Annotated in this window: 23 protein-coding genes; 6 read left to right on the plus strand and 17 right to left on the minus strand. The window is 74.1% G+C overall.

Features of this window, described 5'->3' with window-relative positions:
* Positions 1-53: 53 nt before the first annotated feature.
* The 5 genes from JOE63_RS00100 to JOE63_RS00120 form a co-directional block, all read right to left on the minus strand.
* The gene (locus JOE63_RS00100) at positions 54-773 is read right to left on the minus strand and encodes an ABC transporter ATP-binding protein (RefSeq protein WP_087470217.1); all 720 of its coding nucleotides are present in this window, start codon (positions 771-773) and stop codon (positions 54-56) included.
* Positions 760-1,836, minus strand: a complete 1,077-nt coding sequence (locus JOE63_RS00105) for an ABC transporter ATP-binding protein (RefSeq protein ID WP_239576555.1) — start codon at positions 1,834-1,836, stop codon at positions 760-762. Before JOE63_RS00105 ends, JOE63_RS00100 begins: the two co-directional genes overlap by 14 nt.
* On the minus strand, positions 1,833-3,212 hold the full coding sequence (locus JOE63_RS00110) for a branched-chain amino acid ABC transporter permease (RefSeq protein WP_204538075.1): 1,380 nt from the start codon (positions 3,210-3,212) through the stop codon (positions 1,833-1,835). The genes JOE63_RS00105 and JOE63_RS00110 overlap by 4 nt, the downstream gene beginning before the upstream one ends.
* Entirely contained in the window at positions 3,209-4,267 is a 1,059-nt protein-coding gene (locus tag JOE63_RS00115; protein WP_239576557.1) for a branched-chain amino acid ABC transporter permease, read from the minus strand. Before JOE63_RS00115 ends, JOE63_RS00110 begins: the two co-directional genes overlap by 4 nt.
* Before the next feature lie 114 nt (positions 4,268-4,381).
* A complete protein-coding gene (locus tag JOE63_RS00120; RefSeq protein ID WP_087470221.1) occupies positions 4,382-5,635 on the minus strand; it encodes a branched-chain amino acid ABC transporter substrate-binding protein in 1,254 nt (417 codons plus the stop codon).
* Positions 5,636-5,982: 347 nt separating this feature from the next.
* On the opposite strand from JOE63_RS00120, the gene JOE63_RS00125 reads away from it, so the two are divergent.
* From JOE63_RS00125 to JOE63_RS00135, 3 genes are all read left to right on the plus strand, one after another.
* Positions 5,983-6,459, plus strand: coding sequence for a nitroreductase family deazaflavin-dependent oxidoreductase (locus tag JOE63_RS00125; protein WP_087470222.1), 477 nt, complete (start codon positions 5,983-5,985; stop codon positions 6,457-6,459).
* A gap of 239 nt (positions 6,460-6,698) precedes the next feature.
* Positions 6,699-6,902, plus strand: a complete 204-nt coding sequence (gene cspE / locus JOE63_RS00130; protein ID WP_047231069.1) for a transcription antiterminator/RNA stability regulator CspE — start codon at positions 6,699-6,701, stop codon at positions 6,900-6,902.
* Between the two features lie 367 nt (positions 6,903-7,269).
* Positions 7,270-8,031 (plus strand): hypothetical protein, encoded by a 762-nt coding sequence (locus tag JOE63_RS00135; RefSeq protein ID WP_204538078.1) that lies wholly within the window; start codon positions 7,270-7,272, stop codon positions 8,029-8,031.
* Positions 8,032-8,195: 164 nt separating this feature from the next.
* Here JOE63_RS00135 and JOE63_RS00140 read toward each other — a convergent pair whose 3' ends face one another.
* Positions 8,196-12,146 carry a TM0106 family RecB-like putative nuclease gene (locus tag JOE63_RS00140; protein WP_307839868.1) on the minus strand — a complete coding sequence of 1,317 codons (3,951 nt, stop codon included), beginning with the start codon at positions 12,144-12,146 and terminating at the stop codon, positions 8,196-8,198.
* Positions 12,147-12,339: 193 nt separating this feature from the next.
* Here JOE63_RS00140 and JOE63_RS00145 point away from each other — a divergent pair, with 193 nt between their 5' ends.
* A complete protein-coding gene (locus tag JOE63_RS00145; protein ID WP_087470224.1) occupies positions 12,340-13,413 on the plus strand; it encodes a hypothetical protein in 1,074 nt (357 codons plus the stop codon).
* Positions 13,414-13,442: 29 nt separating this feature from the next.
* Here JOE63_RS00145 and JOE63_RS00150 read toward each other — a convergent pair whose 3' ends face one another.
* On the minus strand, positions 13,443-13,883 hold the full coding sequence (locus JOE63_RS00150; protein ID WP_087470225.1) for an SRPBCC domain-containing protein: 441 nt from the start codon (positions 13,881-13,883) through the stop codon (positions 13,443-13,445).
* A gap of 188 nt (positions 13,884-14,071) precedes the next feature.
* On the opposite strand from JOE63_RS00150, the gene JOE63_RS00155 reads away from it, so the two are divergent.
* Positions 14,072-14,296: a hypothetical protein gene (locus JOE63_RS00155; RefSeq protein ID WP_087470226.1), complete on the plus strand. Its 225-nt coding sequence runs from the start codon at positions 14,072-14,074 to the stop codon at positions 14,294-14,296.
* 12 nt (positions 14,297-14,308) lie between these two features.
* Here JOE63_RS00155 and JOE63_RS00160 read toward each other — a convergent pair whose 3' ends face one another.
* From JOE63_RS00160 to JOE63_RS00175, 4 genes are all read right to left on the minus strand, one after another.
* Positions 14,309-15,073, minus strand: coding sequence for an amino acid ABC transporter ATP-binding protein (locus JOE63_RS00160; RefSeq protein ID WP_204543349.1), 765 nt, complete (start codon positions 15,071-15,073; stop codon positions 14,309-14,311).
* Between the two features lie 74 nt (positions 15,074-15,147).
* Positions 15,148-16,164 carry an amino acid ABC transporter permease gene (locus tag JOE63_RS00165; RefSeq protein ID WP_204538081.1) on the minus strand — a complete coding sequence of 339 codons (1,017 nt, stop codon included), beginning with the start codon at positions 16,162-16,164 and terminating at the stop codon, positions 15,148-15,150.
* A gap of 156 nt (positions 16,165-16,320) precedes the next feature.
* The gene (locus tag JOE63_RS00170; RefSeq protein ID WP_087470228.1) at positions 16,321-17,265 is read right to left on the minus strand and encodes an ABC transporter substrate-binding protein; all 945 of its coding nucleotides are present in this window, start codon (positions 17,263-17,265) and stop codon (positions 16,321-16,323) included.
* 327 nt (positions 17,266-17,592) lie between these two features.
* A complete protein-coding gene (locus tag JOE63_RS00175) occupies positions 17,593-18,888 on the minus strand; it encodes an FAD-binding protein (RefSeq protein WP_307839869.1) in 1,296 nt (431 codons plus the stop codon).
* Positions 18,889-19,075: 187 nt separating this feature from the next.
* On the opposite strand from JOE63_RS00175, the gene JOE63_RS00180 reads away from it, so the two are divergent.
* Entirely contained in the window at positions 19,076-19,960 is an 885-nt protein-coding gene (locus JOE63_RS00180) for a CPBP family intramembrane glutamic endopeptidase (protein ID WP_204538087.1), read from the plus strand.
* Between the two features lie 62 nt (positions 19,961-20,022).
* Here the strand turns inward: JOE63_RS00180 and JOE63_RS00185 are convergent, their stop codons facing one another.
* The 6 genes from JOE63_RS00185 to JOE63_RS00210 all read right to left on the minus strand — a co-directional run bounded on the left by JOE63_RS00185 (position 20,023) and on the right by JOE63_RS00210 (position 24,355).
* Positions 20,023-21,063 (minus strand): aldo/keto reductase, encoded by a 1,041-nt coding sequence (locus JOE63_RS00185; RefSeq protein WP_307839870.1) that lies wholly within the window; start codon positions 21,061-21,063, stop codon positions 20,023-20,025.
* 55 nt (positions 21,064-21,118) lie between these two features.
* A complete protein-coding gene (locus JOE63_RS00190; RefSeq protein ID WP_204538091.1) occupies positions 21,119-21,514 on the minus strand; it encodes a MerR family transcriptional regulator in 396 nt (131 codons plus the stop codon).
* A 17-nt stretch (positions 21,515-21,531) separates the two neighbouring features.
* Positions 21,532-22,167: a hypothetical protein gene (locus JOE63_RS00195; RefSeq protein ID WP_204538095.1), complete on the minus strand. Its 636-nt coding sequence runs from the start codon at positions 22,165-22,167 to the stop codon at positions 21,532-21,534.
* 51 nt (positions 22,168-22,218) lie between these two features.
* The gene (locus JOE63_RS00200) at positions 22,219-23,388 is read right to left on the minus strand and encodes a DNA glycosylase AlkZ-like family protein (protein WP_204538098.1); all 1,170 of its coding nucleotides are present in this window, start codon (positions 23,386-23,388) and stop codon (positions 22,219-22,221) included.
* A 28-nt stretch (positions 23,389-23,416) separates the two neighbouring features.
* Positions 23,417-24,106, minus strand: coding sequence for an LmeA family phospholipid-binding protein (locus JOE63_RS00205; protein WP_204538101.1), 690 nt, complete (start codon positions 24,104-24,106; stop codon positions 23,417-23,419).
* Positions 24,107-24,217: 111 nt separating this feature from the next.
* On the minus strand, positions 24,218-24,355 hold the full coding sequence (locus tag JOE63_RS00210; protein ID WP_157759501.1) for a hypothetical protein: 138 nt from the start codon (positions 24,353-24,355) through the stop codon (positions 24,218-24,220).
* Between the last annotated feature and the right edge of the window lie 2 nt (positions 24,356-24,357).

Consider the following 24,357-nt stretch of genomic DNA (forward strand, 5'->3'; position numbering starts at 1 on the left):
ATGCCGTTCTCGGCAGCGCGCAGAGGCGTGCTCGACCAGGTTGCGCCGGGGGGTCAGGCCACGCCGAGGTACGCCTCCTTGATGCTCGAGTCGGCCAGCAGCTCCTTGCCGCCGCCGCTGCGCACGACCTCGCCCGTCTCCAGCACGTAGGCGCGGTCGGAGCGCGACAGCGCCTGCTGCGCGTTCTGCTCCACGAGCAGGACCGTCGTGCCCTGCGCGTTGATCTCCGACACGATGCGGAAGATCTGCTGGATGACCATGGGCGCGAGACCCATCGACGGCTCGTCGAGGAGCAGGAGCCGCGGGCGCGCCATGAGCGCGCGCCCGATCGCGAGCATCTGCTGCTCGCCGCCGGACATCGTGCCGCCCACCTGCTCCTTGCGCTCGGCGAGGCGCGGGAAGAGGTCGAACACCCGGTCGAGGGTCTCGTCGTGCTCGGCCTTCGACGCGAACGTGCGCGCGTAGGAGCCCATCTCCAGGTTCTCGATGACGGTCATGCCGGGGAAGATCCCGCGCCCCTCGGGCGCCTGCACGATGCCCTCGAGCACGCGCAGGTGGGCCTTCATCTTGGTGATGTCCTTGCCGTCGAAGAGGACCTTGCCGCGCGACACCGGGCGGATGCCCGAGATCGCGCGCATCGTCGTCGTCTTCCCGGCGCCGTTCGCCCCGATGAGGGTGACGAGCTCGCCCTCCTCGACGGTGATCGAGATGCCCCGCACCGCCTCGATGCGCCCGTAGGCGACCGTCATGTCCTGCAGCTCAAGCAGTGGCATCGCCGCCGCCTCCCTCGGTCGTCGGCCCGGCGGGACGGTCGGGTCCCGTGCCGCCCTCGTCTGCGGTCAGCTCGGAGTCCGGGACGCCCAGGTAGGCCGCGATGACCTTGGGGTCGCTCGTGACCTCGTCGGGCGTGCCGTCCGCGATGACGCGCCCGAACTCGAGCACGACGATGCGGTCGGTGACCCCCCGCACGAGGCGCATGTCGTGCTCGATGAGCAGGACGGTGTACCCGTCGTCGCGGATGTGGCGGATGAGGTCCATGAGGGACTCCTTCTCCGCCGGGTTGAAGCCCGCCGCGGGCTCGTCGAGGCACAGGAGCTTGGGCTCGGTGGCCAGGGCGCGCGCGATCTCCAGACGGCGCTGGTCGCCGTAGGACAGGTTGCGCGCCTTCTCCGTCGCCCGCCCGCCCACGCCCACGAACTCGAGCAGCGCGAGCGCCCGGTCGATGGCGTCGCGTTCCTCGCGCCGGTGGCGCGGGGTGCGGAACAGCGCGCCCGGGACGGACGTGCGGTGCCGCGCGTCCGACCCGACGACGACGTTCTCGAGCGCCGTCATCTCGTTGAACAGGCGGATGTTCTGGAACGTACGGGCGATGCCGCGCTGCGTGATCCGGTAGCGCTTGAGCTTGCCGACCGGGGAGCCGTCGAACACGACCTGCCCCTTGGTGGGCCGGTAGACGCCGGTCATCGCGTTGAACGCCGTCGTCTTGCCCGCGCCGTTCGGCCCGATGAGGCCGAGGATCTCGCCGCGCCGGATGTCGAACGTCACGTCGTCCAGCGCGACGAGGCCACCGAACTGCACGGTGACGTTCTGCATCTGGAGCAGCGGCTCGCCGACCTTCGCGTGGACCGTGCGGTCCGGCGCGACCATCGCGTCGACGAGCTCCGGGTTCGCGAGCTCGGGCCGCACCTCGGCGACGTCGACGATCGCGGGCTCCTCCAGGACGGCGCCCGGCATGTACAGGTCGGCGCGCGACGAGTCGGCGCGGCCCGACGACGCGAGGTGCTCGTCGCCGTGCTCGCCGCCCGCCCCGATGCCGCCGGGGTCGTGGGTGCTCATCGGGTCTCCTCCCCGTCCGTCGTGCTCTCTCCCGCGCCGGTCCCGCCCGTCGTCGGGCGCGAGCCGCCCGACGCCGTGGCGACGGCCGGGGAGCCCGGCCGCGCACCGCCGTCGGACCCCGACCGCGTGGCGGCCTGTGCCGCGCGGCGCGCCGCCACGTAGAGCTCGCGCCCGTAGGCGAGCAGCTTCTGCCGGACGGGGATCAGGCCCTGTGGACGGAAGATCATGAGCACGACCAGCGCGATCCCGAAGAACAGGTACCGGTAGCTCGCGATCTCGTTGCCGTTGATCGGGATGCCGAACAGCTCGGTGCGGCCGAGGAAGAAGTTCGGCAGGTACACGATGATGAACGCGCCGAGGATCACCCCGAGCTTGTTCCCCTGGCCGCCGAGCACGACCGCGCAGAGGAAGAGCACAGAGTTGATGACGTTGAAGTTCGTCGGGATGACGAACTGGACCTGGCCCGCGTAGAGCGCGCCCGCGACGCCGCCGATCGACGCGCCGATGACGAACGCCCACAGCTTGAAGCGGAACGTGGGGACGCCCATGATCTCCGCCGCGTCCTCGTCCTCCCGGATCGCGACCCAGGCGCGCCCGACGCGCGAGCGCTCGAGGTTCCCCACGAGGAGCAGCGAGATGACGATGAACACGAGGCTGAGCCAGTACCACCACACGCCGGAGTTGAACGTGCCCGCCGCGTTGCCGGCGGAGAAGACGCCGTTGGGCAGCTCCTCCGTGACCCCGACGCGCGGGTAGGCCACGCCGCGCAGGCCCTGGCCGCCACCCGTGAGCTCGTCGAGGTTGTCCGCGAGGAGGCGGACGATCTCGCCGAAGCCGAGGGTGACGATGGCGAGGTAGTCGCCGCGCAGGCGCAGCGTGGGGGACCCGAGGATCAGGCCCGACAGCGACGTGATCGCGACCGCGACGGGGAGCGCCGCGAGCCAGGCCCAGTCGCTCGACAGCCACTCGTCCGTCTGGTTCCACGGGCTGTCGGGGCTCGTGAGGATCGCGACCGTGTACGCGCCGATGGCGTAGAAGCCGACGTACCCGAGGTCGAGCAGGCCGGCCTGGCCCACCACGACGTTCAGGCCGATGGCGATGAGCGCGATCATGCCGAACTGCGCCATCACGCCGCCGAAGTTGGTGCCCACCGTGGTGAGCACGGGGATGTTGAGGACCGGCACGAGCGCGATGAAGATCAGGAACGGCACGCCGATCAGCCACTGCGTGGGTCGCGCCTGGGCGTCCCACCACAGGCGGAACCGGTCGCCGACGCCGCCGTGCGGGCGGTCCTTCGTCGCCACCCGTCCCACCGGGGGCATGGACGTGGGGCGGCCCTCGGGCGCCGGCTGGGGAGCGGGGGTCGAGGTGCTCATGCGCGGGCCCTCCCCAGCGACTCACCGAGGATGCCCGTCGGGCGGAACATGAGGACGATGATGAGGAGCGCGAACGCGACGACGTCGCGCCACTCCGTCCCGAACACGACCTGTCCGTAGTTCTCCATGACGCCGAGCAGCAGGCCGCCGAGCAGCGCGCCGCGCAGGTTGCCGATCCCGCCGAGCACCGCGGCGCAGAACGCCTTGATGCCGAGGATGAAGCCGCCGGAGTAGATGATCCCGTTCGGCACGCGCAGCGTGTACAGGAGCGCGGCCGCGCCGGCGAGGATGCCGCCGATGAGGAACGTCAGCATGATGACGCGCTCGCGCGAGACACCCATGAGGGTCGCTGTCACCGGGTCCTGCGCGACCGCGCGGATACCGCGGCCGAACTTGGTGCGGTTGATGAACATGTCCGTCGCGAGCGCGAGCACGAGGGCCGACAGGATGATGACGATGGTGATGTTCGTGACCGGCGCGCCACCGATCGTGAACTGCACCTCCGGCTGCACCAGCCGGATCGGCTGCTGGGCGTTGACGCCGCCGAGCGTGCCACCCGTGAGCTTCGGCAGCACGAAGTGCACGAACTCCTGGATGATGAACGACATCCCGATCGCGGTGATGAGGAACACGAGCGACGGCGCGCCGCGCCGTCGCAGCGGTCTGTAGGCCACGCGTTCCAGCCCGACGGCGGCGCCGCCCGCGACGAGCATCCCGCCCAGCATGGCGATGCCCAGGTAGAGGACGGTGAGGGCGATGCCCTTGTCGTACGCGTTCCCGCTCGGGGCGAAGCCCAGGAGCATGAGAGTCGCGTACTGCCCGAACATGCCGAGCATGAAGACCTCGGAGTGGGCGAAGTTGATGAGCCGCAGCACGCCGTAGACGAGCGTGTAGCCGACGGCGACGAGCGCGTAGATCGCGCCGTAGGTGAGGCCCTCGATGGTGAGGCCCCAGAAGTTCCGGGCGAGGCCCGCGATGTTGAAGTCGATGAGGGACTGGTGGACGAGGGGACCGGCGGTCGCGCTGTGCATCAGCGCGTCAGCAAGAGCGGGCATGACGCTCCCTGATTCTTTCTCTGGTGTACGAGGTCGTGGTCCACGACGGGCGCCCCACCCGCCGGCCCCCGCGCGGTGCGGGGGCGTCGGGGCAGGGCGCCCGTCGTCGTCGGACTACTGGACCTCGTAGATCCAGATGAGCGCCGAGGCGAGCTCGCCCGTGTCGTCCCACTCGTAGGTGCGGGCCAGGCCCTCACCGGAGTAGTTCGCCACGTAGTCGATCAGGCCCGCGCGGTCGGTCACGCCGGACGCGATGCCCGTGAGCATGATCGTCGCGAGGTCGTAGCCCTCGACCGAGTACACGCCCGGCGCCTGGCCGGCCGACTCCTCGTAGGTGGCTGCGAAGTCCTCCGGCGCGGGGCCGCACGGGCAGGACAGGATCGCGCCCTTCGACGACGCACCGGCCTGCGAGACGAACTGCGGGTCGTTCGTGCCGTCCGCCGAGACGAACGGGATCTCGACGCCGCCGTCGCGGAGCTGCTGCACGAACGGTGCCGCCTCGGCGTAGTAGCCGGCGTAGAAGACCGCGTCGGCGTCGGCACCGGAGATGATCTGGACGGCGGCGGAGAAGTCCTTGTCGCCCGTCTTGACCTCGGCGGCGCAGTCCTCGTTCGCGGCGTCGCCCAGGCCCTCGGTGATCTGCTGGGCGAGGCCGATGCCGTAGTCCGAGTTGTCGGAGACGACGCAGACGCTGCCGAACTCCTTCGTGTTGACGAGGTACTTGGCGACCGACGGCCCCTGGACGGCGTCGTTGGCGAGGCCGCGGAAGAAGTTCGTCCACCCGTTCGTCGTCAGGTCGGGGTTCGTGGCCGACGCGGTGAGCGACAGCAGGCCGGCCTGGCTGAAGACGTCGCCGGTCGCCGCGGTCTCGCCCGAGAACGCCGGGCCGAGGAGGCCGAGGACCGTGGCGTCGCCGACGATCTGCGGCGCGACCTGGGTGGCCTTCTGCGGGTCGCCCTCGGTGTCGAACGGCTTGAGCGTGACCTGGCAGCCGGGGTTCGCGGCGTTGAACGCGTCCACCGCGACCTGCGCCCCGTACTGGATGTTGAGGCCGAGCGCGGCGTTCGGGCCCGTGAGGGCACCCGCCATCGCGATCGACGTGCCCTCGGCGCACTCGGCGCTGCCGTCGCCGGCCGGGTCGACCGGGTTGCCGGCCTCGGCCGCGGGGACCTCCGCACCGTCGATGTCGATCTGGACCGACGGGACGATGCTCAGGTCGGCCGAGCCACCGTCGTCGGTCTCGGTCGACGTCCCGGTCGTCTCGTCGTCTCCGCCGCCCTGGGACTGGGGACCGCAGGCGGTGAGGACGAGAGTGGCCGCGAGGAGCAGAGCAGCACCCCCGCTCGCCCGTCGTGCTGTGCGATGCATGCCAACCTCCGTGGTCCTGATCCCCGCGGAGGGCAGCCAAGCCGCTTCTCTCCGCGGTCGATCGCTGAATTCAACACTGAATTGCGTGCTGAATAGTGACACAGGTCACCCGGTGACGAAACCTCCCCGCAGACGTGTCGCCCGGAGCCCTCCGCGGCATCTCGGAGGGCTCCGGACCCACGAATCCGCGGGAGGTGGCGCCCTCCGCGTTCCTGGGTGACGCGAACGTAGGCGGATCGGATTTCGTGGGACGCAGGGAGTTGTTACCGACTCGTAACGTAAGGGTCTCGTTTCGTTCCGTGGACGGTACGAATGTGCCGATTCCGGCGTCGGCCTACGGTGGGGCGATGACCCTCGCGTCGCGCCTCCTGCACACCCGCTGGTTCGTCCGGGCCCCGATCGTTCTCTTCCGCTCCGGCCTCGGCTTCCTCGCCGGCGGGCGGCTCCTCCTCCTCGGGCACCGCGGTCGGACGTCCGGCGAGGCGCGGTACGTCGTCCTCGAGGTGACCGACCGGCCCGCGCCCGGGTCGTGGGTCGTCGTCGCGGGGCTCGGACCCCGCTCGCAGTGGTACCGCAACGTCGTCGCGGACCCGCGTGCGCTCGTGTGGGTGGGGCGGCGCCGGCAGGTGCGGAGCACCGCCCGCACGCTCCCGCCCGACGACGGCGCACGGCTCCTGCGCGAGTACGCCGCCCGGTACGCGCGGGGCTGGGCCGTGCTGGAGCCGGTGCTCCGCGAGTGGGCCGAGCCCCTCGCCGCCGAGCGCGGGGAGGCCGACTGGCGGCGGGTCGTACCGGTGGTGGAGCTGACCGCTCTCGGGGCGTGACCTGCGGCGTCGCGCCGTCGTGAGGTCGTCGCGACACTCGCGGGGCGAGCCATGGCCAAGAAGGGGCATACCCTGTACGGTTGACCCCGAGATTGCAGTGCCTCGCTTGTCCTCGCGTCGATGTGACCGCCACCCGGCGGGCGCCCGGCGGACCTTGTTACCCAAGAGTTGACGACGAACACCGTGATGTACTCCCCTGCGCCCGCGGGGGGTGTTTCCACACTCTTGAAGGAGTAACAATGGCTACCGGAACCGTGAAGTGGTTCAACAGCGAGAAGGGCTACGGCTTCATCGCCCCCGAGGACGGCTCGGCCGACGTGTTCGCGCACTACTCCGCGATCCAGTCGCAGGGCTTCCGCACGCTGGAGGAGAACCAGCGCGTCGAGTTCGACGTGACGCAGGGCCCCAAGGGCCCGCAGGCGGAGAACATCCGCGCGATCTGATCCGATCTCCCCGGTGACGACCCTCACGGGTCGCGCCGACCGATCGTTCACCGAGTGCCCCCGACCCTCCGGTCGGGGGCACTCGTGCGTCCGAGGCTGGTTCGTCCGTCGGGTGACGTGCCGAACCCGTGGTTACTGGTCACGCGCCGGTCGACATGACGCGTCACCCCGGGTTCGGCGGAGAGCGCGGCCCTGCGAACCCGGGGTCGCCGGGTACGGGAGGGCGCAGGTGGCGCCCAACCCCGGGTTCGGCGGCGTGGGCGGAACCGTGGGGCGTGGCTTCTCGTTGGTCCGGGAGTGAGCCGCACCCGGCCACGAGCCACGCGCGAGCGCACGACGCCGCGCCACCGAACTCGGAGGACGACCCATGGGATTCCTGGACCGGCTCCTCGGCCGCGAGCCGCGCGACCCGTACGGCCCCCCGCAGGCGGGCCCCCACGGCTCGCCGGCGCAGCACCCGACGCAGTACCCGACCCAGTACCCCGCCGCGCAGCACCCCGGACAGCCCGCCTACGGGAGCGCCCCGCAGGACGCGCGCGCCGGGGCGGCCGCGCCCCGCACACCCGACCAGGTCGCGGTCGACCGCTACCGGTACCTGCTGCGCACCGCGCCCCCGGACCAGGTGGAGCAGGCGCACGCGGAGGCGTTCGCCCGCCTGACGCCCGAGCAGCGGCGGCAGGTGCTCGCCGAGCTCGGCGAGCAGGTCCCGGCGTCGGAGCGCGCGACGTCCGATGCCCCGCAGGACCTCGCCCGGATGGCGACGCGCGCCGAGATGCGCCAGCCCGGCACCCTCGAGCGCACGTTCGCCGGCCGCGGCCAGGGCGCACCCGGCTTCGGCGCCATGGTCGGCTCGAGCCTGCTCGGCACGATCGCGGGCGTCGTCATCGGGTCGGCGGTCGCGAACGCCCTCTTTGGGCCCGCGTTCGCCGACCCGACGCAGCCCGTCGCGGAGGACGCCGCGGCCGAGCAGGGCGCCGAGGACCCCGGCGCTGCCGAGGGCGGGGACGGTGGAGCGGTCGAGGCGGCGGGCGAGGACCCCTCGGCCGGTGGCGACTTTGGCGGCGGCGACTTCGGCAGTGGCGACTTCGGCGGCGGCTTCGACGACTTCGGGGGCTTCGGCGAGTTCTGACCCGGCCGCACCGCCAGGTCCCGACCCCGCACCGCCAGGTCCCGACCTCGTGACGACGGGCTCCGACCCCGTGACGCCGGATCCGGCACCCCCTGGCCGCGGTCCCGATCCGTGACGGCACCGCCGTCGGCCTGCGCCCAGCGTCGGAGCAGGTCGACGGCGGGTCAGACCAGAGGCGCGGAGCCCGTCAGCCCGAGGAACGCACCGAGCTCTTCCACGCCCCGCGGCGAGTGCGGCAGCACGTCGGTGAGCGCGGGCGACCGCACGACGACCGCGCGCCACTGCGCCCGCGAGACCGCGACGTTGACGCGGTGCCGCGACAGCAGGAACCCGAGGCCGCGCGAGGCGTCCCGGCCCGAGGACGCGGCGAGCGTCACGACGACGACCGGCGCCTCCTTGCCCTGGAACCGGTCGACCGTGCCGACCTCGACGTCCGGGTGGCCCGCGGCCCCGAGCGCCGCGCGCACCGCCCACACCTGCGCGTTGTACGCCGCGACGACCAGGACGTCGCCCTGCTCGAGGGGACGTTCCTCCGTGGCCCCGTCGACCGTCGTCGTCCACGACCGACCGAGGACGGTCTCGACCTGCCGGACGACCTCTGCCGCCTCCTCCGGAGACCGCACCGAGTTCCCGGTGTGCTCCACGAGCACCTGCTCGACCCCGGGTGGCACGCCGTCGAGGTGCCGGGCCGCGGTGAGCGGGTGCGCGTGGAGCTTGTCCTCGTACGCGAGCGTCGAGACGGCGCGCGCGAGGCGCGGGTGCAGGCGCCACGTCACGGGGAGGAAGTAGCCACGCCGTGCGGGCAGCACCCCGTGACCGTCAGCGAGCCACCCGAGCGCCGACCGGTCGACGGGCTCCGGGTGGCGGCCCTGGCTCACCTGCGGGAGCTGCTGCGGGTCGCCGAGCAGGAGGAGGCGGCGCGCGGCGCGCGACACCGCGACGGTGGTCGCGAGCGAGAGCTGGCCGGCCTCGTCGACGACGAGCAGGTCGAGCGTGCCGGCCGGGAGCCGGTCCGCCGCGAAGTCCCAGGCGGTGCCGCCGACGACGCGCGGCCCCGGCTGCGTCGCGAACGCCGCGAGGTGGGTGCCGTCGAGCTCGTCGTACACGGCGCGCGCCGACGGGCCGTCCGCCGCGACCTTCTTCGCCACGACCTCGCGCGGGACGCCCGCCCCGAGCACGATCGCCCGCAGCATGTTCTCGACGACCGCGTGCGACTGCGCGACGACCCCGACGCGCCAGCCCTGGGCGACGAGCCGGGCGACCACGCGCGACCCCACGTACGTCTTGCCCGTCCCGGGCGGCCCCTGGACCGCGAGGTACGAGTCGTCGAGCCGTTCGACGGCGGTCGTGACCGCCGTGACGACGTCGCCGTCCACGACGGGCGGGAGCCCGGGACCGGCCGGTCCGTCGGCACCTGCCGGGACGTGCGCGCCGGCTGATCGTGCGGCGGTCTCCGGCGCGAGCCGTGGGGGTCGTCGCAGGAGCACGTCGGTCGCGGCGTCGAGCGGCAGCGTCCCTGTCGTCCGCCACGCCTGGAGCGCGCCCCGGGCGGCGGCCTCCGCAGCCGCCTCGAGCGGCTTGGCGCTCGGGCCGGGCGACGGGGTGAGCGCGACGGGGGTCGCGTCGAACGGCTCGGCGCCGGTCGGGAGCTGCTCGCGCACGACCAGCACGTCCCGCTCGCCCGCGGGCGTCGCGCGACGTGCCGCGTCGACGACCGACGCCCCCGTGAGCCAGCCCCGCACCCCGTCGGCGGCGGTCTTGGCGCACGGCGGCAGCGGCGGGTCGTAGAGCAGGTACGGCGCCACGCCGACGCGCAGGTCGCTGCCCTCGGGCAGCCGGCCCACGAGCGCCAGGCGGCGCGACCACGTCCGGCGCCCCGGCTCGACCTCCCAGCCCGAGACGACCTCGGCCTGCTCGACGAGGAACGCGTTGCGGCGCCCCAGCCACTCGTCCACCGGGAGCGAGAGCCGCGAGTAGTGCTCGTGCCAGAACGGCTTCGCCTCACGCCGGAAGTACCCCGCCGCCGCGCCGTACAGCGCGAGCGCCCCCTCGCCGGCGCCGCGCCGGGCCCGGTCCTCCCCCACCACCTCCCGGATCTCCTCCTCCAGCACCACCGCGGACGGCCGCTCCCGCACGGCGACCCCGTCCGCCGAAGCCTCCCCACGGCCGTCAGCCGCGGACTCGCCCCAGGGAGAGGCGACGGACGCAGCGGGGTCGGGGGAGACGCGCGCCGTCGTGGCGGGCCTGGCGGGAGCATCCGAGGGACGAGGATGCGGATGGTAGACGGCGCGCGTCTCCCCCGACCCCGCACCCAGGCCGACCATCGCGTCGTCACGAGCAGCGACCGCACGCCGCAACCACTCCCCCAGCCGCAGCGTCGACACGCAGTCGTACCGGTTGTAGTCCGCGATCCCGCGGAGCAGCTCGTCCGCCGCGTCGTCGCGGCCGGCCTCGCGCAGCGCGGTGTACTCCGCGTACGCGACGACGGACGCGGCGGCGGTGGTCACGTCGCCGGTGCGCAGCTCGTCGCCCATGTAGAGCGGCTCGAGCTTCTTGATCGACCGGGACCTGTCGGAGACGTGGAGCGCCTGGCGCACCACCGCGTACAGGTCGACGAGCACGCCGTCGCGCAGGAGGTCGTCGACCTCCTCCTCGTACACGCCGTGCCGCGCGGCGATGGCGAGCAGGTGCGCGCGCTCGTAGTCGGCGTAGTGGTAGACGTGCAGGTCCGGGTACGTGCGGCGGCGCGCGTTGACGTGGTCGACGAACGCGACGAGGGCGTCGCGCTCCGCCGCGAGGTCGTGCGCCCACAGCGCGTGGAAGGGCGGGCGGTCCGCGGGCGCCGCGGGACGCTCGACCCAGCCGAACAGGTAGTCGAGGCCCCAGCTCGTGCCGCCCTCGTCCGTCCACAGCGGGTCGCCCTCGAAGTCGAAGAAGACGTCACCGGGGCTCGGCGCGGGCAGCGCGAGCACGGGCGCCGGGTCGTCGATACGCCACGAGAGCTCGTGCGGACCCGAGGCGTCGGCCCACACGACCGTCCCGTCGGAGGGCCCGGTGCCGAGCTGGAGCGCCGCCTGGCGTCGGACCTTCGCGAACGCGGACCGGCTCATGCCGTCGGGCACGGGTGTCTCGTCGGTCGCGGCGGCGAGCTGGTCGATCGTGCGGATCCCCGCGGCGTGCAGCCGTGCGCGCTGCGACTCGTACACCCCGCCCACGAGCAGCACGTCGCGGTGGGCGTCGATCTGCGCCCGGCAGTCGTCGCAGCGCCCGCACGCCCGGACGGCGGGGTCGTCCCAGGGGGCGCGGCCGTCGCGCGCGACGTGCTCGGCCGTGAGCCGCACGAGCCGGTCGCGACGGTCCCGGAACACGGGCAGGAGGTCCGCGAGGCGGTGCGACGTGCGCTCGCGCGTGCCGAGGACGAGGGAGACGTCGGGGTCGACGGGAACGCCCGCAGCCTGGAGCTGGTCGCCGTACGCGGCGAGCTGGAGGAGCGCGGGGACCTTGGCGCGCCGTGCGAGCTTCGTGTCGACGACGGCGTAGCGGGCCGTCCCCGCGTCGTCGGTGCCGGTCCGGACGAGGAAGTCCGCGCGCCCGTGGAAGGAGCCGTCGAAGAAGGCCGCCTGGTGCACGACGTCGGCGCCGGCCTCGAGCGCGGCGAGCGTGCGCGCCTGCGCGGCCACGAGTTCGTCCCAGGAGACCCCGCGGGGCGGCTCGAGCCGGACGACGCCGCGGCCCGTCGTCGGGTCGAACGCGCCGTGCTCGGTCTCGAAGCGTGCGAGGACCTCGCGCTCGTGCCGCGCGCCGAGCGCGGCGGTGCGCGCGAGCATCGCGTCCTCTCCCGCGTCGTGGCGCGGCGCCCGGCCGAGCTGCTCGTCGAGACGGCACAGGAGCCGGTACTCGCAGTCGGCGGCGACGACGAGGTCGCTCGCCGAGTGCACGAGGACACGCTCGCGCGCGGGGGCGCCGCCGGGGGCGGTCCGGCCGGGGTCTGCCGCGGCGGTCCGCAGCGCCGGCTCGTCGACGAGGAACACGCGCACCTCCGGGTCGGGGACGATCGCCGCCGGGGCGGGAGCGGGGCCGCCTCGCCGGTCTGCCTCCGTTCTACCAGCGACCACCCACGTCGCCGCGCGGCCGGACGCGGTGCTGCCCGGGCCACGGCCGGGTCACGACGGGTTCAGGCGTCGGCCCACGGCCGGTGCGATTCGTGCCGGAGGCCACGACTCCCCTACTGTTCCCGTCGAACCCGGAGCCCCGTCGAGACCCCGCGTCCCCGTCGACCGCGCACCGGGCGCTACCGAAGGAGGACCCATGGCCGTGCGGTTCGTACCGCCCCCGGGGTGGCCCGTCCCCGAGGGCTTCACCCCCACGACCGACTGGCACCCGGACCCGTCCTGGCCGGCCCCGCCCCCGGGCTGGGTGTTCTGGGAGGACGCGGGGGCCTCCGCGTCCCCGCTCCCCGTGCCCCTCCCGGACGCGCCGGTGCTCCGCTCGACCGAGCCCCTGCCCACGGGGCCGACGCGCTCTGAGCCCGTACCCTCCGCGGGCGGGGCGCCGACCCGCCGGTCGCTGCGGGAGCGCTCGTCCGGCGCGACCCCGGCGGTGAGCGTGACCGGGGTGGTCGGCGCGCACCCCGCGGGCCCTGCGGCCGACGCGACGCACGTGGCGACGCTCGCCCCGGTCGCGACGGGCGCCGTCGACGACCACCCGGTCGCCAGCTCGACGATGATCCTCCCCGCGCTCGGGGCGCTGCTCGACGACCCGGCCGCGCGGCCCCCGGTCGCCGGCGTGGCCCCGACGGTCTCAGCCGGAGCCGCGCGCTCCGGCGTGGTTCCCGTCGGCCCGACGCCCGCCGGCCCGGCCACGGCACCGGCGCGCGCGACGGCGAACCCGACGCGCGCCCCCGGCGGCGTCGGCCCGCTCGCGCTCCCCGGCGCCGACGACGACGAGGACGCAGCCCCCGACCGCGGCCGCCGATGGCTCGTCCCGACCGCCGTCGGCCTCGCGGGCGTCGCCCTCGGCCTGCTCGTCGGCATCGGCCTGACGCTCTCCGCGCAGGGGGAGGCGCAGCGCGAGAAGGCCGAGGCGCAGCGCGTGCAGAGCGAGGTCGCGGCCGAGCGCGAGCAGCTCGAGTCGGAGCGCGCCGACCTGGAGGCTCAGCGCGCCGAGCTCGACGCGGCGACGACCCAGCTCACCGAGCGCGAGGCGGCGATCACGAAGGCCGAGGAGGACGCCGCCAAGCGGTCGCAGGAGCTGGACGACCGGCAGAAGAAGCAGGACGACCGCGACCAGCAGGACCAGCCCGGCAACGGGAACAACGGCAACAACGGGAACAACGGCAACACCGACGACGGCAGCTGGGACTGGGGCGACTGGGGCTGGTGAGACCGCGGTGGTCCCCGCGAGCCCGGGGCTCACTTCTCCGGGTCGGGGTGCTCGGCGAGGTGCGCGTAGCGGCTGAGGATGCGCGGCCACCCCGTGAAGCGCGACCGCACGCGCTCGCTGCCGGGCGCCCAGCCGCCGTGCTCGAACCGCACGGCGGTCCCGCTCGCGCTCGGCCGCAGGTCGACCCGGACGAGCGATGCCCGGCCGGGCGGCTGGCCCGGGGTGAACGTGTGCGCGAGGTGGGTCGCCCGCTCCCACAGGGTCACGCGTCCCCACACCTTTTCGTCGGTGCCGTGGGACGCGACGACGCGGCCGCCGACCACCGGTTCGACGACGAGCCCGGAGAACGACCCGGCGTCGTCCGTGTAGCCGGGCGGCCACCACTCCGCGATCCGGTCGACGTACGTGTCGAAGGCGACCTCGACGGGGCATGCGAGGCGGAGCTCGTGGACGATCGGGGCGAGGCTCATGCGGTCCTCCCGGGGACGGCCCGGACGCGACGACGAACTCGGGTCAGCAGCATTGAACTGCGCCGCTCCGCGTCCCGCCACCGGTGACCCACGGCGGCCGGATCTTCACGAACGTCTCCACGAACGCCTCACGGACACGTCACCGCTTCCGGTCGCGGAACGCACGTCCCTCACAGAAGGTGGGAGGCGTGCTGACGCGATCCCTCTCCCACACCCGCTCCCACGCCTCGGACGACGAGACCCCGATCTACGACGCGCTCGTGGTCGAGCACGAGAACATGCTGCCGCTCGTGCACCTGGGCCGGGCGCTCAGCGGGGAGATGGTCACGGTCGCGCGCCCCACCGGTCTCTCGCCCCGGCTCCTCGCGGCGCACGACGCCCCCGCACTGCCGCGCCGCCGTCGCGCGGGCTGAGGGCCCCCCTCCCTACAGCACGTGCGCGAGGAACGACCGCGTGCGCTCGTGCTGCGGGTCGCCGAGCACCTGGTCGGGCGTGCCCTGCTCGACGATGACGCCCTCGTCCATGAAGACGACGGCGTCCGCGACCTCGCGCGCGAACCCGATCTCGTGCGTCACGACCATCATCGTCATGCCGGACCGCGCGAGGTCGCGCATGACGGCGAGCACCTCGCCGACGAGCTCGGGGTCGAGCGCCGACGTCGGCTCGTCGAACAGCATGAGCTCGGGCTCCATGGCGAGCGCCCGCGCGATCGCCACGCGCTGCTGCTGGCCGCCGGAGAGCTGCGCCGGGTAGTGGTCGGCGCGGTCGGCGAGGCCGACGCGCTCCAGGAGCTCGGTCGCCCGTGCGCGCGCGGCCGCCTTCCCGAGCCCCTGCACCTGCACCGGCGCCTCCGCGACGTTCTCGAGCGCGGTCATGTGCGGGAACAGGTTGAAGCGCTGGAACACCATGCCGATGCGCGAGCGCTGGCGCGCGACGACCTTGGGGTGGAGGCGGTGCAGGCGGGTGCGCCCGTCCTTGGTCACCTCGCGGTAGCCCATGAGCTCGCCGTCGACGCGGATGCGCCCGCCCGTGATCTCCTCGAGCTCGTTGACGCAGCGCAGGAGCGTCGACTTGCCCGAGCCCGACGGCCCCAGGACGACGCACACCGACCCGCGCGGGACCTCGAGGTCCACGCCCCGGAGCACGTGCAGGTCGCCGAACATCTTGTGCAGGCCCTCGACCTGCACCATCGGCGTGCTCGTGCCAGCCTGCGCCCGGTCGTCCGTGCGGCCGGCCGCCGAGGATGCCGCGTCGTGCGTCCCGCTCACGGGGTCACCTCCAGGAAGGGGTCGTCCTTGGTCGTGCCGGACGCCGCGATGAGGTCCTGCTTGCTGGGCTTCCGGCGTCCGCCGCCCGTGCCTCTCGGCCCGCGCCCACGGCGTCGGGCCGCGGTCTGCGTGCCGAACCCGCGGCCGTAGTACCGCTCGATGTAGTGCTGGCCCACCATGAGGACGCTCGTGATGAGCAGGTACCAGATCGCGGCGACCATGAGCAGCGGGATCGGCAGGAAGAGCCGGTTGCCGATCGCGTTGGTCGAGTACTGCAGGTCGAGCGTGAACGGCACCGCGAGCACGAGCGACGTCGTCTTGAGCAGGGAGATCGTCTCGTTGCCCGTCGGGGGCACGATGACGCGCATCGCCTGCGGCAGCACGATGCGCCGGAGGATCTTGCCGTCCTTCATGCCGAGCGCCTTGGCCGCCTCGGTCTGGCCCGGGTCGACGGACCCGAGGCCCGCACGGACGATCTCCGCGAGGTACGCGGCCTCGTTGAGCGAGAGCCCGATGAGCGCGCACACGAACGCCGTGAACAGGTCCGCCGTGCGGAACTCGAAGAACTCGGGGCCGAACGGGATGCCGAGGCTCAGACGCGGGTAGAGCACCGAGACCAGGCCCCAGAACACGAGCTGGGTGTAGATCGGGGTGCCGCGGAAGAACCAGATGTAGCCCCAGCTCACCGACTTCATGACGGGGTTGTCCGACCGTCGCATGATCGCGAGCAGCACGGCGAGCACGATCGCGATCGCCATCGAGCAGAACGTCAGCACGAGCGTCCAGCCCACGCCGCGCACGACCGTCACGTCGCGGAAGTAGAGCCAGACGACGTCCCAGCGGAACTTCTCGTTCGTCAGCAGCGCGTTCGCGGCCATCGCGGCGAGGACCAGCAGCACGACGGCGGAGATCCACCGGCCGGGCCGCGGGACGGGTCGGGCGTGGATGCGGTCGGGGACCGGGTCGTCGCCCGGTGCGCCGGCGGCGTCGCCGCCGGGTGTCCTACCGGTCATGGTGCACCTCGGGGTGTCGGGGCTCGGGGCACGAGCCGGGCCGCGCGGACGGCGTCGTCCGTGCAGGCGTCCAGTGTGCCGGTCGCGGGCGCCGGGTGGGCGCCCGCGACACGGCGGGGACTGGGAGGAGGGATGGGCTGAGGCTGCGCGGGGGCGTCAGCCGACGGACGGGTTGATCTCCGCGGTGTCGAGAGCGGCGTCCCCGCTGCCCCACGCGCCGAGGATCTCGACGAGCTGGCCGCTGTCCATGAGCGACTGCAGCGCCGCCTGGATCGCGGCGGCGAGCTCGGTGTCGTCCTTCGCGACGACGACGCCCTGGGGCGCGCTGTCGAACACGTCGCCGAGCTGCTCGAGCTGGCCGCCGGTCTGCTCGACCGCGTAGCCGATGACCGGCGAGTCCGCGTAGAGGACCTGCGCCTTGCCGCCCGCGACGTTCGTCGTGGCGTCGGACTGCGACTCGTACTGGAGGATGTCGATCTTCTCCTCGCCCGCGTCGGTGCACGCCTGGCTCTGCACGGCGATGTCCTCGTCCTGGATGGTGCCGGTCTGGACCGCGACGGTCAGGCCGCACAGGCTCGCCGGGTCGACGTCGTCCGGGTTGCCCGCCGCGACCGCGTACGCGGAGCCCGCGTTGAGGAAGGAGATCATGTTGGCCTCCTGCATGCGCTCCTCCGTGATCGTGAAGGAGGAGATGCCGGCGTCGTACTTGGTGCCCAGCGCCGGGATGATCGCCGGGAAGTCGGCCGACTGGACGTCGACGTCGAGGCCGAGCGTCGCGCCGACGGCCTTGATGACGTCGATGTCGAAGCCGATCGGGGTCGTGCCGTCCGCGTCGATGAACTCGGCAGGCGCGTACTCCGTGTTCGAGGCGACGACGAGCGTCCCCGCGGACGCGACGTCCTCGGGCAGCAGCGCCGCGGCCGCGTCGTCGACCTCGATCGTCGAGGGGTCGAACGACGGCGCGGACGACGTCTCGTCGGATCCTGCGGTGCTGCCGTCCGTCCCGGTCTGGGAGGCGTCGGTGCACGCGGTGAGCAGGAGGGCGCTCGTCGCGGTGAGCGCGACGAGGCCGAGGGGGAGCTTGCGCAGGGTCGTACGCATGGTGTTCTCCGATCGGGTGGGGGCCGGGCAGGGGCAGCGTAGACACCGATCGTCTCCGTCGTGTTACGTCAGCACCCGGCCCGGAGGCCGAGGAACGTACGGGGAACAGAGGACCCGGCGGTGCGCAGCACCTGCGCACGAGTGTGAGGCCGCACCGCTCCACTCACCAAACCGGCAGGAACATCGACGCCGAACCGTGACGAACCACCCCGCCGAACACGACCTTGCTGTCGGAATAGCCCGCATTCCGACAGCAACGTCGTGCTCGACGGGGTGCGGGGTCGTGGTCGGCGGGGGGGGCGGGGGGCGGGGGGCGGGGAGGGGGGGTCAGGATGCCAGGAGGCGTTCGACGTAGCCGCCGAGGAAGCGTGCGTCGGGGTCGCAGCGCTGGACGAGGTCGCCGAAGTCGTCGAAGCGCGGGTAGAGCGCCGCGACCGAGCCCGGGTCGTGGACGAGCGCGTGCGAGAGCTTGCCCCAGTGCGGGCGGGCGCCCAGGGAGAGGAGCGCGGCCTCGACGTCGGGCAGGACGCGCGCGACGTCGTCGGGCAGGGGCTTCCACGTGAGGTGGACGCCGACCGCCGCGCCGTCGAACGGGCTCAGCCACAGGGGCTCCGCGTCGGCCGCGACCGTGCGGACCTCCCCCACCTGGAGCAGCGGCGTCACGCGCGGGCCGAGGTCGCGCATCGCCGCGAACGCCTCCTGCGCCCGCGCGCGCGGCACGAGGTACTCCGACTGGAGCTCGGCGCCGTTGCTCGGCGTGAAGTCGAGCCGGAAGTGCGGCAGCCGCTCGTTCCACGGCCCGGGCTCGCCGAGCTGCGGCGTGCAGTGCCGCGGGTCGACACCGGGCAGCGGGTGCAGCATCGTCGCGGCGGGCGTCGCCCCGAAGAGCTCCTCGCGCGCGGTCCCGGTCTCCCCCGGCGCGAGGCGCGACTTGCGCCAGACCTGCTGCACGCCGTCGGGGCCCCAGTCCGTGAAGAGGCTCACCGAGTACGCCGACGCCGTGAGCTCGTCGTAGTACGCCGTCACCGCGTCCCACGGCAGCCCGACGTGCACGTCCTGGCGCACGTCGAACGTCGGGACGGTCTCGAGCTCGACCCGCGTCACCACGCCCAGCGACCCGAGCGCGACGACCGCTCCCGGGAAGTCCGCGTCCCCGCGCCGCAGGAGGCGCCGCTCGCCGTCTCCCGCGACCAGCTCCAGCCCGACGACGGCGCTCGCCAGCGAGCCGACCGCGTCGCCCGAGCCGTGGGTCGCCGTCGCGACGGACCCCGCGACGGAGATGTGCGGGAGCGACGCGAGGTTCGCGAGGGCGCGGCCCGCCGCCTGCACGTGCCGCGTCACGTCGCCGTACCGCAGCCCCGCCGCGACCGACGCCACGCCCGTGGCAGGGTCGACCACGACGGGCGGGCGTCCGTCGTCGTACCGGTCGAGGACGACGTGCGTCCCGGTCGTGTCCGCGACGTCCCCGAACGAGTGCCGGGACCCGAGCGCCTTCACGCGGCGCGAGCGCCGCACGACGTCGGTCAGCGCGTCGGGCGTCAGGGGATGCACGACCTCGACGGAGGAGTAGGTGAGATTCCCGGCCCAGTTGCCGGATCGGGCGGGTTCGGCGGTCGTCGTCACGCCCCCACCCTGCCACCCCCTCCCCGCCGAACACGACGTGAGCGTCGCTCTGAGGCCCAGAACGATGTCCAGGTCGTGCTCGACGACGGGCAAGCCCGTGCTCGGCCAGCCGGACGGGGGTTGTCCCCACCCGCGGTCGGGGGCGGCCCGGGGTCCCCGGAACGGGACGAAGCGGTGAGATCGAGACATGACGACCAGCGCACGTCCTCTCCCGGCTCCCGCACGGTCCCGGCACGCCTCGCCCGCCTCGTCCCGGGACGCCTCAGCCCTGTCCCCGGACGGCCCCGAGCGGCCCCTCCGCGGCGGGCTCGCCGCGTTCTGGACGCTCGCGTTCGCGCTGTCCTGGACGTCGTGGGGCGCCGCGTGGCTGCTCGGCGGCGACCTCGCCGACCCGCTCGTGTTCGCGCTCTTCGCGCTCGGCGGCTTCGGCCCGAGCCTGGCCGCGCTCGTGCTGCGGGCGGCGGGCCGCACCAGCCCGCGGGCGGCGCGCTGGGGCGCGGCAGGTCGATGGCTCCCGGCCGCGGTCGGGATCGGGGCCGCGCCCGCGGTCCTGACGGCGCTCGTCGTGCCGTTCCTCGGCGGCCCGACGACGGACCTGTCGGCCGGGGCGGCGGCCGTCGCCGGGTCGGGCGGCCCGCTCCTGTTCGCCCTCGTCTCGCTGTGCGCGGGGCCGCTGTCGGAGGAGTTCGGGTGGCGCGGCTACGCGCAGCCGCGCCTGCGGCGTCGGCGCTCGCCGCTCGTGACGTCGGTCGTGCTCGGCGCGGTGTGGGCGGTCTGGCACCTGCCGCTGTTCGCGCTCACCGGGACGTGGCAGTCGTCGCTCGGCCTCGTCAGCGTCGAGGCGGTGCTGTTCCTGCTCGCGATGATCCCGCTCTCGAGCGCGTACTGGCTGGTCAGCGAGCGCCTGCGCGGCGGGGTGCCGGCCGCGGTCGCGCTGCACCTCGTGGGGAACGTCGCGCTGACGGTCCTCGCCGTGACGTCGCCCGTCGCGATGGCGGTGTACGTCGGCGTGATCGTGCTGACGTCGGTGCTGGTCCACCTCGTCACGCGCCCCGGCGCTCCCCGCCCCTGACCGCCCGGCACGGGGTGGGTGCCACCGCGGTCCCGGCGCCCACCCTGTGGCCGACGCGCGGGTCAGCGACCGAGCGGCGTCATGTCCGCGTACCGGTCGCCGACGACGGCGCTCGCCGGCACGGCGTCCGCGAGCGCCGCGAGGTCCTCGGGGCTCAGCACGACCGCCGCGGAGCCCACGTTCTCCTCGACGCGCGCGACGCGGCGGGTCCCCGGGATGGGGACGACGTCGTCGCCCTGCGCGAGGACCCACGCGAGCGCGAGCTGGCCGGCCGTGACGCCCCGCGCGTCGGCGAGGGCGCGCACCCGCTCGACGAGCGCGAGGTTGGCGTCGAGCGCGTCCCCGACGAACCGCGGGTTGCTGCGGCGGAAGTCGTCGGGCGCGAGGTCGTCGGCGGACCGGATCGCGCCGGTGAGGAAGCCGCGGCCCAGCGGTGAGTACGGCACGAGACCGATGCCGAGCTCGCGCAGGGTCGGCAGGACGTCGGTCTCCACGTCGCGCGACCACAGCGAGTACTCGGTCTGGAGCGCCGTGACGGGGTGGACGGCGTGCGCGCGGCGGACCGTGTCGGCGCCCGCCTCGGAGAGCCCGAGGTGCCGCACCTTGCCCGCCTGGACGAGCTCGGCCATCGCGCCGACGGTCTCCTCGATCGGGACGTCGGGGTCGACGCGGTGCTGGTAGTAGAGGTCGACGTGGTCGAGGCCGAGGCGCCGCAGGCTCCCGTCGAGGGCGCGGCGCACGTTCTCGGGGCGCGAGTCGAGGCCGCGCGAGCCGTCGGGCGCGAAGCGGAAGCCGAACTTCGTCGCGACGACGACCTGGTCGCGGTCGACGCCGGAGGTCCGCACGGCCTTCCCGACGAGCTCCTCGTTCGTGTGCGGGCCGTACACCTCGGCCGTGTCGAGCAGCGTGACGCCGAGGTCGAGGGCGCGGTGGATCGTCGCGACGGACTCGGCGTCCGTCGCGGAGCCGGCACCGCTCGTCGCGCCGTAGTAGGCGGACATGCCCATGCAGCCGAGGCCGAGGGCGCCGACGTCGAGCGCGGTGCCGTTCCGGGCGCTGCCGAGGGTCCGGGTGGGGAGGATGGACGAGCTCGTGGTGGTCACGACCCCAGGCTGCTGCTTCGAGCGCGCTCGAAGTCAAGGGGTGCGCGCGGGCCCCTCAGCAGTCCCCGCGCGCGGCGCGGGCCTCGTACACGTCGATCTTGTGCTCGATCGCGTCGAGGTGCGTCCGGACGGCCGCGAGCTCGGCGCGCACGCGCTCGCGGTGGGCGCGCAGGAGGTCGAGCCGCTCCGCCTCGTTCCCCTCCCCGGCGCGGACCAGCTCCGCGTAGGCGCGCACCTCGCGCACCGGCATGCCCGTCGCGCGCAGGCGCGTGACGAGCGTGATCCAGCCCAGGTCCTGCTCGCGGTACCGTCGGTGGCCCGACGACGCGCGCTCGACCGGGTCGGGCAGCAGCCCGTCGCGCTCGTAGTAGCGCAGCGTGTGCGTGGTGAGCCCGGTCGCCTCCGCCGCCTCGGCGATCGTCAGGCCGCGGTCCGTCGCGAGAGTCGTCATCCCACCAGTGTGCGCGCTCAGGACGTCACGAGCTCCACGGGGTGCTCGGCCAGGACCTCGCCCGTCTCGGCATCGAGCACGACGACGGTCGACGGCGGGAGCGCGGACAGGTCCGGCGGGACGTAGCCGTCGACGCCCGAGCAGGTACGGCGGTCGAAGGTCTCGAGGACCGTGCTCGTGGTCGTCTCGACCTGGGCCGTCGCAGGGTGGTCGAGGATCTGCTGCGGCCATTCCTCGACCGGCAGGACGCCGCCCGCGTCGTCCGCCGGGATGCTGGTCCACCAGCCCTCGAGCCCCCCGAGCTCCATCGGCGCACCGTCGTCGCCGCGGACCGTGATCGCTGGGCCGTCCGGCATCACGACGTCCCAGCAGACCTGGACGCCGTTCGTCTCGACGGGTGCCGGCGCCGGGGTCTCGGCGGCGAGCGCCGGGTCGTCCCCGGGCGCCTCCGCGGCCGGCGCACCGCCGACGGCGTCGCTCGGCTCCGTCCCTGCCGCGCGCCCGGTCAGGGCCGCGGCGACCCCGACCGCGAGGACGGCGACGACGAGCGCCCCGCCCACGAGCAAGGCGCGCGCACGTGGACCGCGTCCTGTCCGTGCGTCGTCCCCCGGACCCTCGGTGCGGACCTCGTCCTCCGGCGCTGCCTCGTGCATACGTCCCCCTGTCCCCCCTGCGCGACCCGCCGCTCTGCGGGTGTCCGCACCCTACCGGCGTGCGGGCGCGGTGTCAGCGGGTCGGGACCAGTGCGCGGAGACGGCGGCGACCTGCTCGTCGAACGCCGCCGTCTCCGCGGGCGTGGGTTCGCGGCGCCACTGCGGCTCGACGACGACGCCCCGCGTCCCGACGACCCAGCGCCACCGTCCGACCACCACGCCGTCGACCGCGAGCCCGTGGATGAACGAGCCCAGGCGGTCGCCCAGGTCCACCCCCGCCGCGACGACGAGCGCACGGGTCTCGCCGTAGGACATGAAGAGCTCGTCGTAGCTCTGCAGCAGGTCGACGACCGGGCGGTCCGGGTCGCCGTCGGGCGCGAGGTGGCCGACGAACGGCCCCGGCGCGAGGACGCGCTCGTCGGCGTCGGCGAGCCGCCACAGGGCCGCGCCCTCGAGGACACCCGCTCCGGGCACGGCCACGACCTCGTCCCCGAGCAGGTCGAGCGCGTGCCGGACGTCGGTGAGCGTGAAGCCCGACCACTGCGCGACGTCCTTGACCGTCGCGTACGCGCGGCCCGCGAGGTAGCGGCGCAGCAGCTCGACGAGCGCGGCGTCGCGGTCGAACCGCTCGCCGAGCGGCCCGTAGCCCGCGGGGACGCGGTCGTCGAACGCGGCGTACGTCTGCTGCTTGCCGTCGAGCGGCCCGCTGACGAGCTGCCGGTCGAGCTCGGCCTGCATGAGCACGTAGCCGAGGGCGATGCCCTCGAGCGGGCGGCCGTGGGCGGCGAGCAGGCCCGCGAGCTCGCGGCGCGTCCGGGGCCGCTCCTGCACGGCGGTGACGACGAGGTCGATCTCGGCCGCGTGCCCGTCGGTGCCCACCTGCCGGTACATCGTGCCGTTGGCCCGGTGCACGCGGGGCGCGCTGAGCTCGACGAGCCAGCGGGCGTCGTCGGACCGGACGAGGTGCCACGTGGGTCGCAGCACGTGCGTGCGCAGCACCTCGCCCTGGTCGCACGCGGCGACCGCCCCCGACGCACCGGGCCGCGCGCCGGGCCGCAGCCGGCGCGTGAGGCCCCACAGCGCGGGGTGGAACTCCTGGCCCTGCACCGCGACGAGGTGCCCGACGGCGGTCGGCACGTCGGGCAGGTCGGGCGACCGCAGCCGGTGCGCGGCGAGGCGCGCCGCGAGCACGTGCCGCTCGTCGACCGCCGCCTCGCTCACCGTGCCGCCCCCGTCCCGCCCGCGCGGGTCACGACGCCACCAGGTCCTCGGCGACGACGTCGGTCCCCGTCACGCCGACGCGCACCCCGCCCTCGACGACGGACACGGAGTCGAGCGCGACGCCGTCGGGCAGGTCGAGCGGGACCCGCAGGTCGGACAGGGCGCGGGAGATCCCGGACGGGAGGTCGTCGACCGACACCGTCCCCAGGCCCGTGCGGACCGCGACGACGTCGACAGCGAGCTCGGCCGGCCCGGAGACGCGCGGCGTCACGTCGACCGTGATCGTCGCGCCCAGCAGGTCGAAGGCGAGCGACAGGACGTCGTCGGAGGCGGTGATCCCCACGTCCAGGCCGGTCTGCTCCGCGACGATCTGCTGCAGCGACTCGGCGGCGATCACGCCCGACGCGGTGCCCGACGCGATCCGGTACGGCGTCGACGTGCTCACGCCGTCGGCCTCGACCTGGAGGTCGGAGATCGCGTATCCGCCGAACGACGCGGTGTCCGCCGAGCCGGTCACGTGCGTCAGCTCGCCGCGCGCGAGCTGCGTGAGGAACGGGAACCCCGTGATGTCGAGCTGCGCCCCCGTGACGTCGTCGGCCTGCTCCTCGAACGCCGTCACCGCGCCGCGCTCCGCGGCACCGACCGCGACCCGGTCCGCCACGACGGCGACCGCCACGATCACCACGAGCGTCACGAGCAGGCCCACCAGTCGCTTCATGCGCCCACCCTAGGTCCGCCGACCACGACCTTGCTGTCGTTCTGACGCTCGTGGCGACAGCAACGTCGTGCTCGACGCGGGGTGTCGTCGTTCTCGACGGGGCGTCCGTCGTCAGAACAGCGCCCGCGCGAGGTTCGACAGCGCCGCGTGGACCTCCGAGCGCAGGCCGTCGTCGGCCACCACCACGGCCACGCCGACCCCGATCACGACGAGCAGGACCCCCGCTCGCCACCACCAGGGCGACCGCACGA

Origin of the sequence: Cellulosimicrobium cellulans, from assembly GCF_016907755.1 — a bacterium.
GTDB lineage: Bacteria > Actinomycetota > Actinomycetes > Actinomycetales > Cellulomonadaceae > Cellulosimicrobium > Cellulosimicrobium cellulans_D.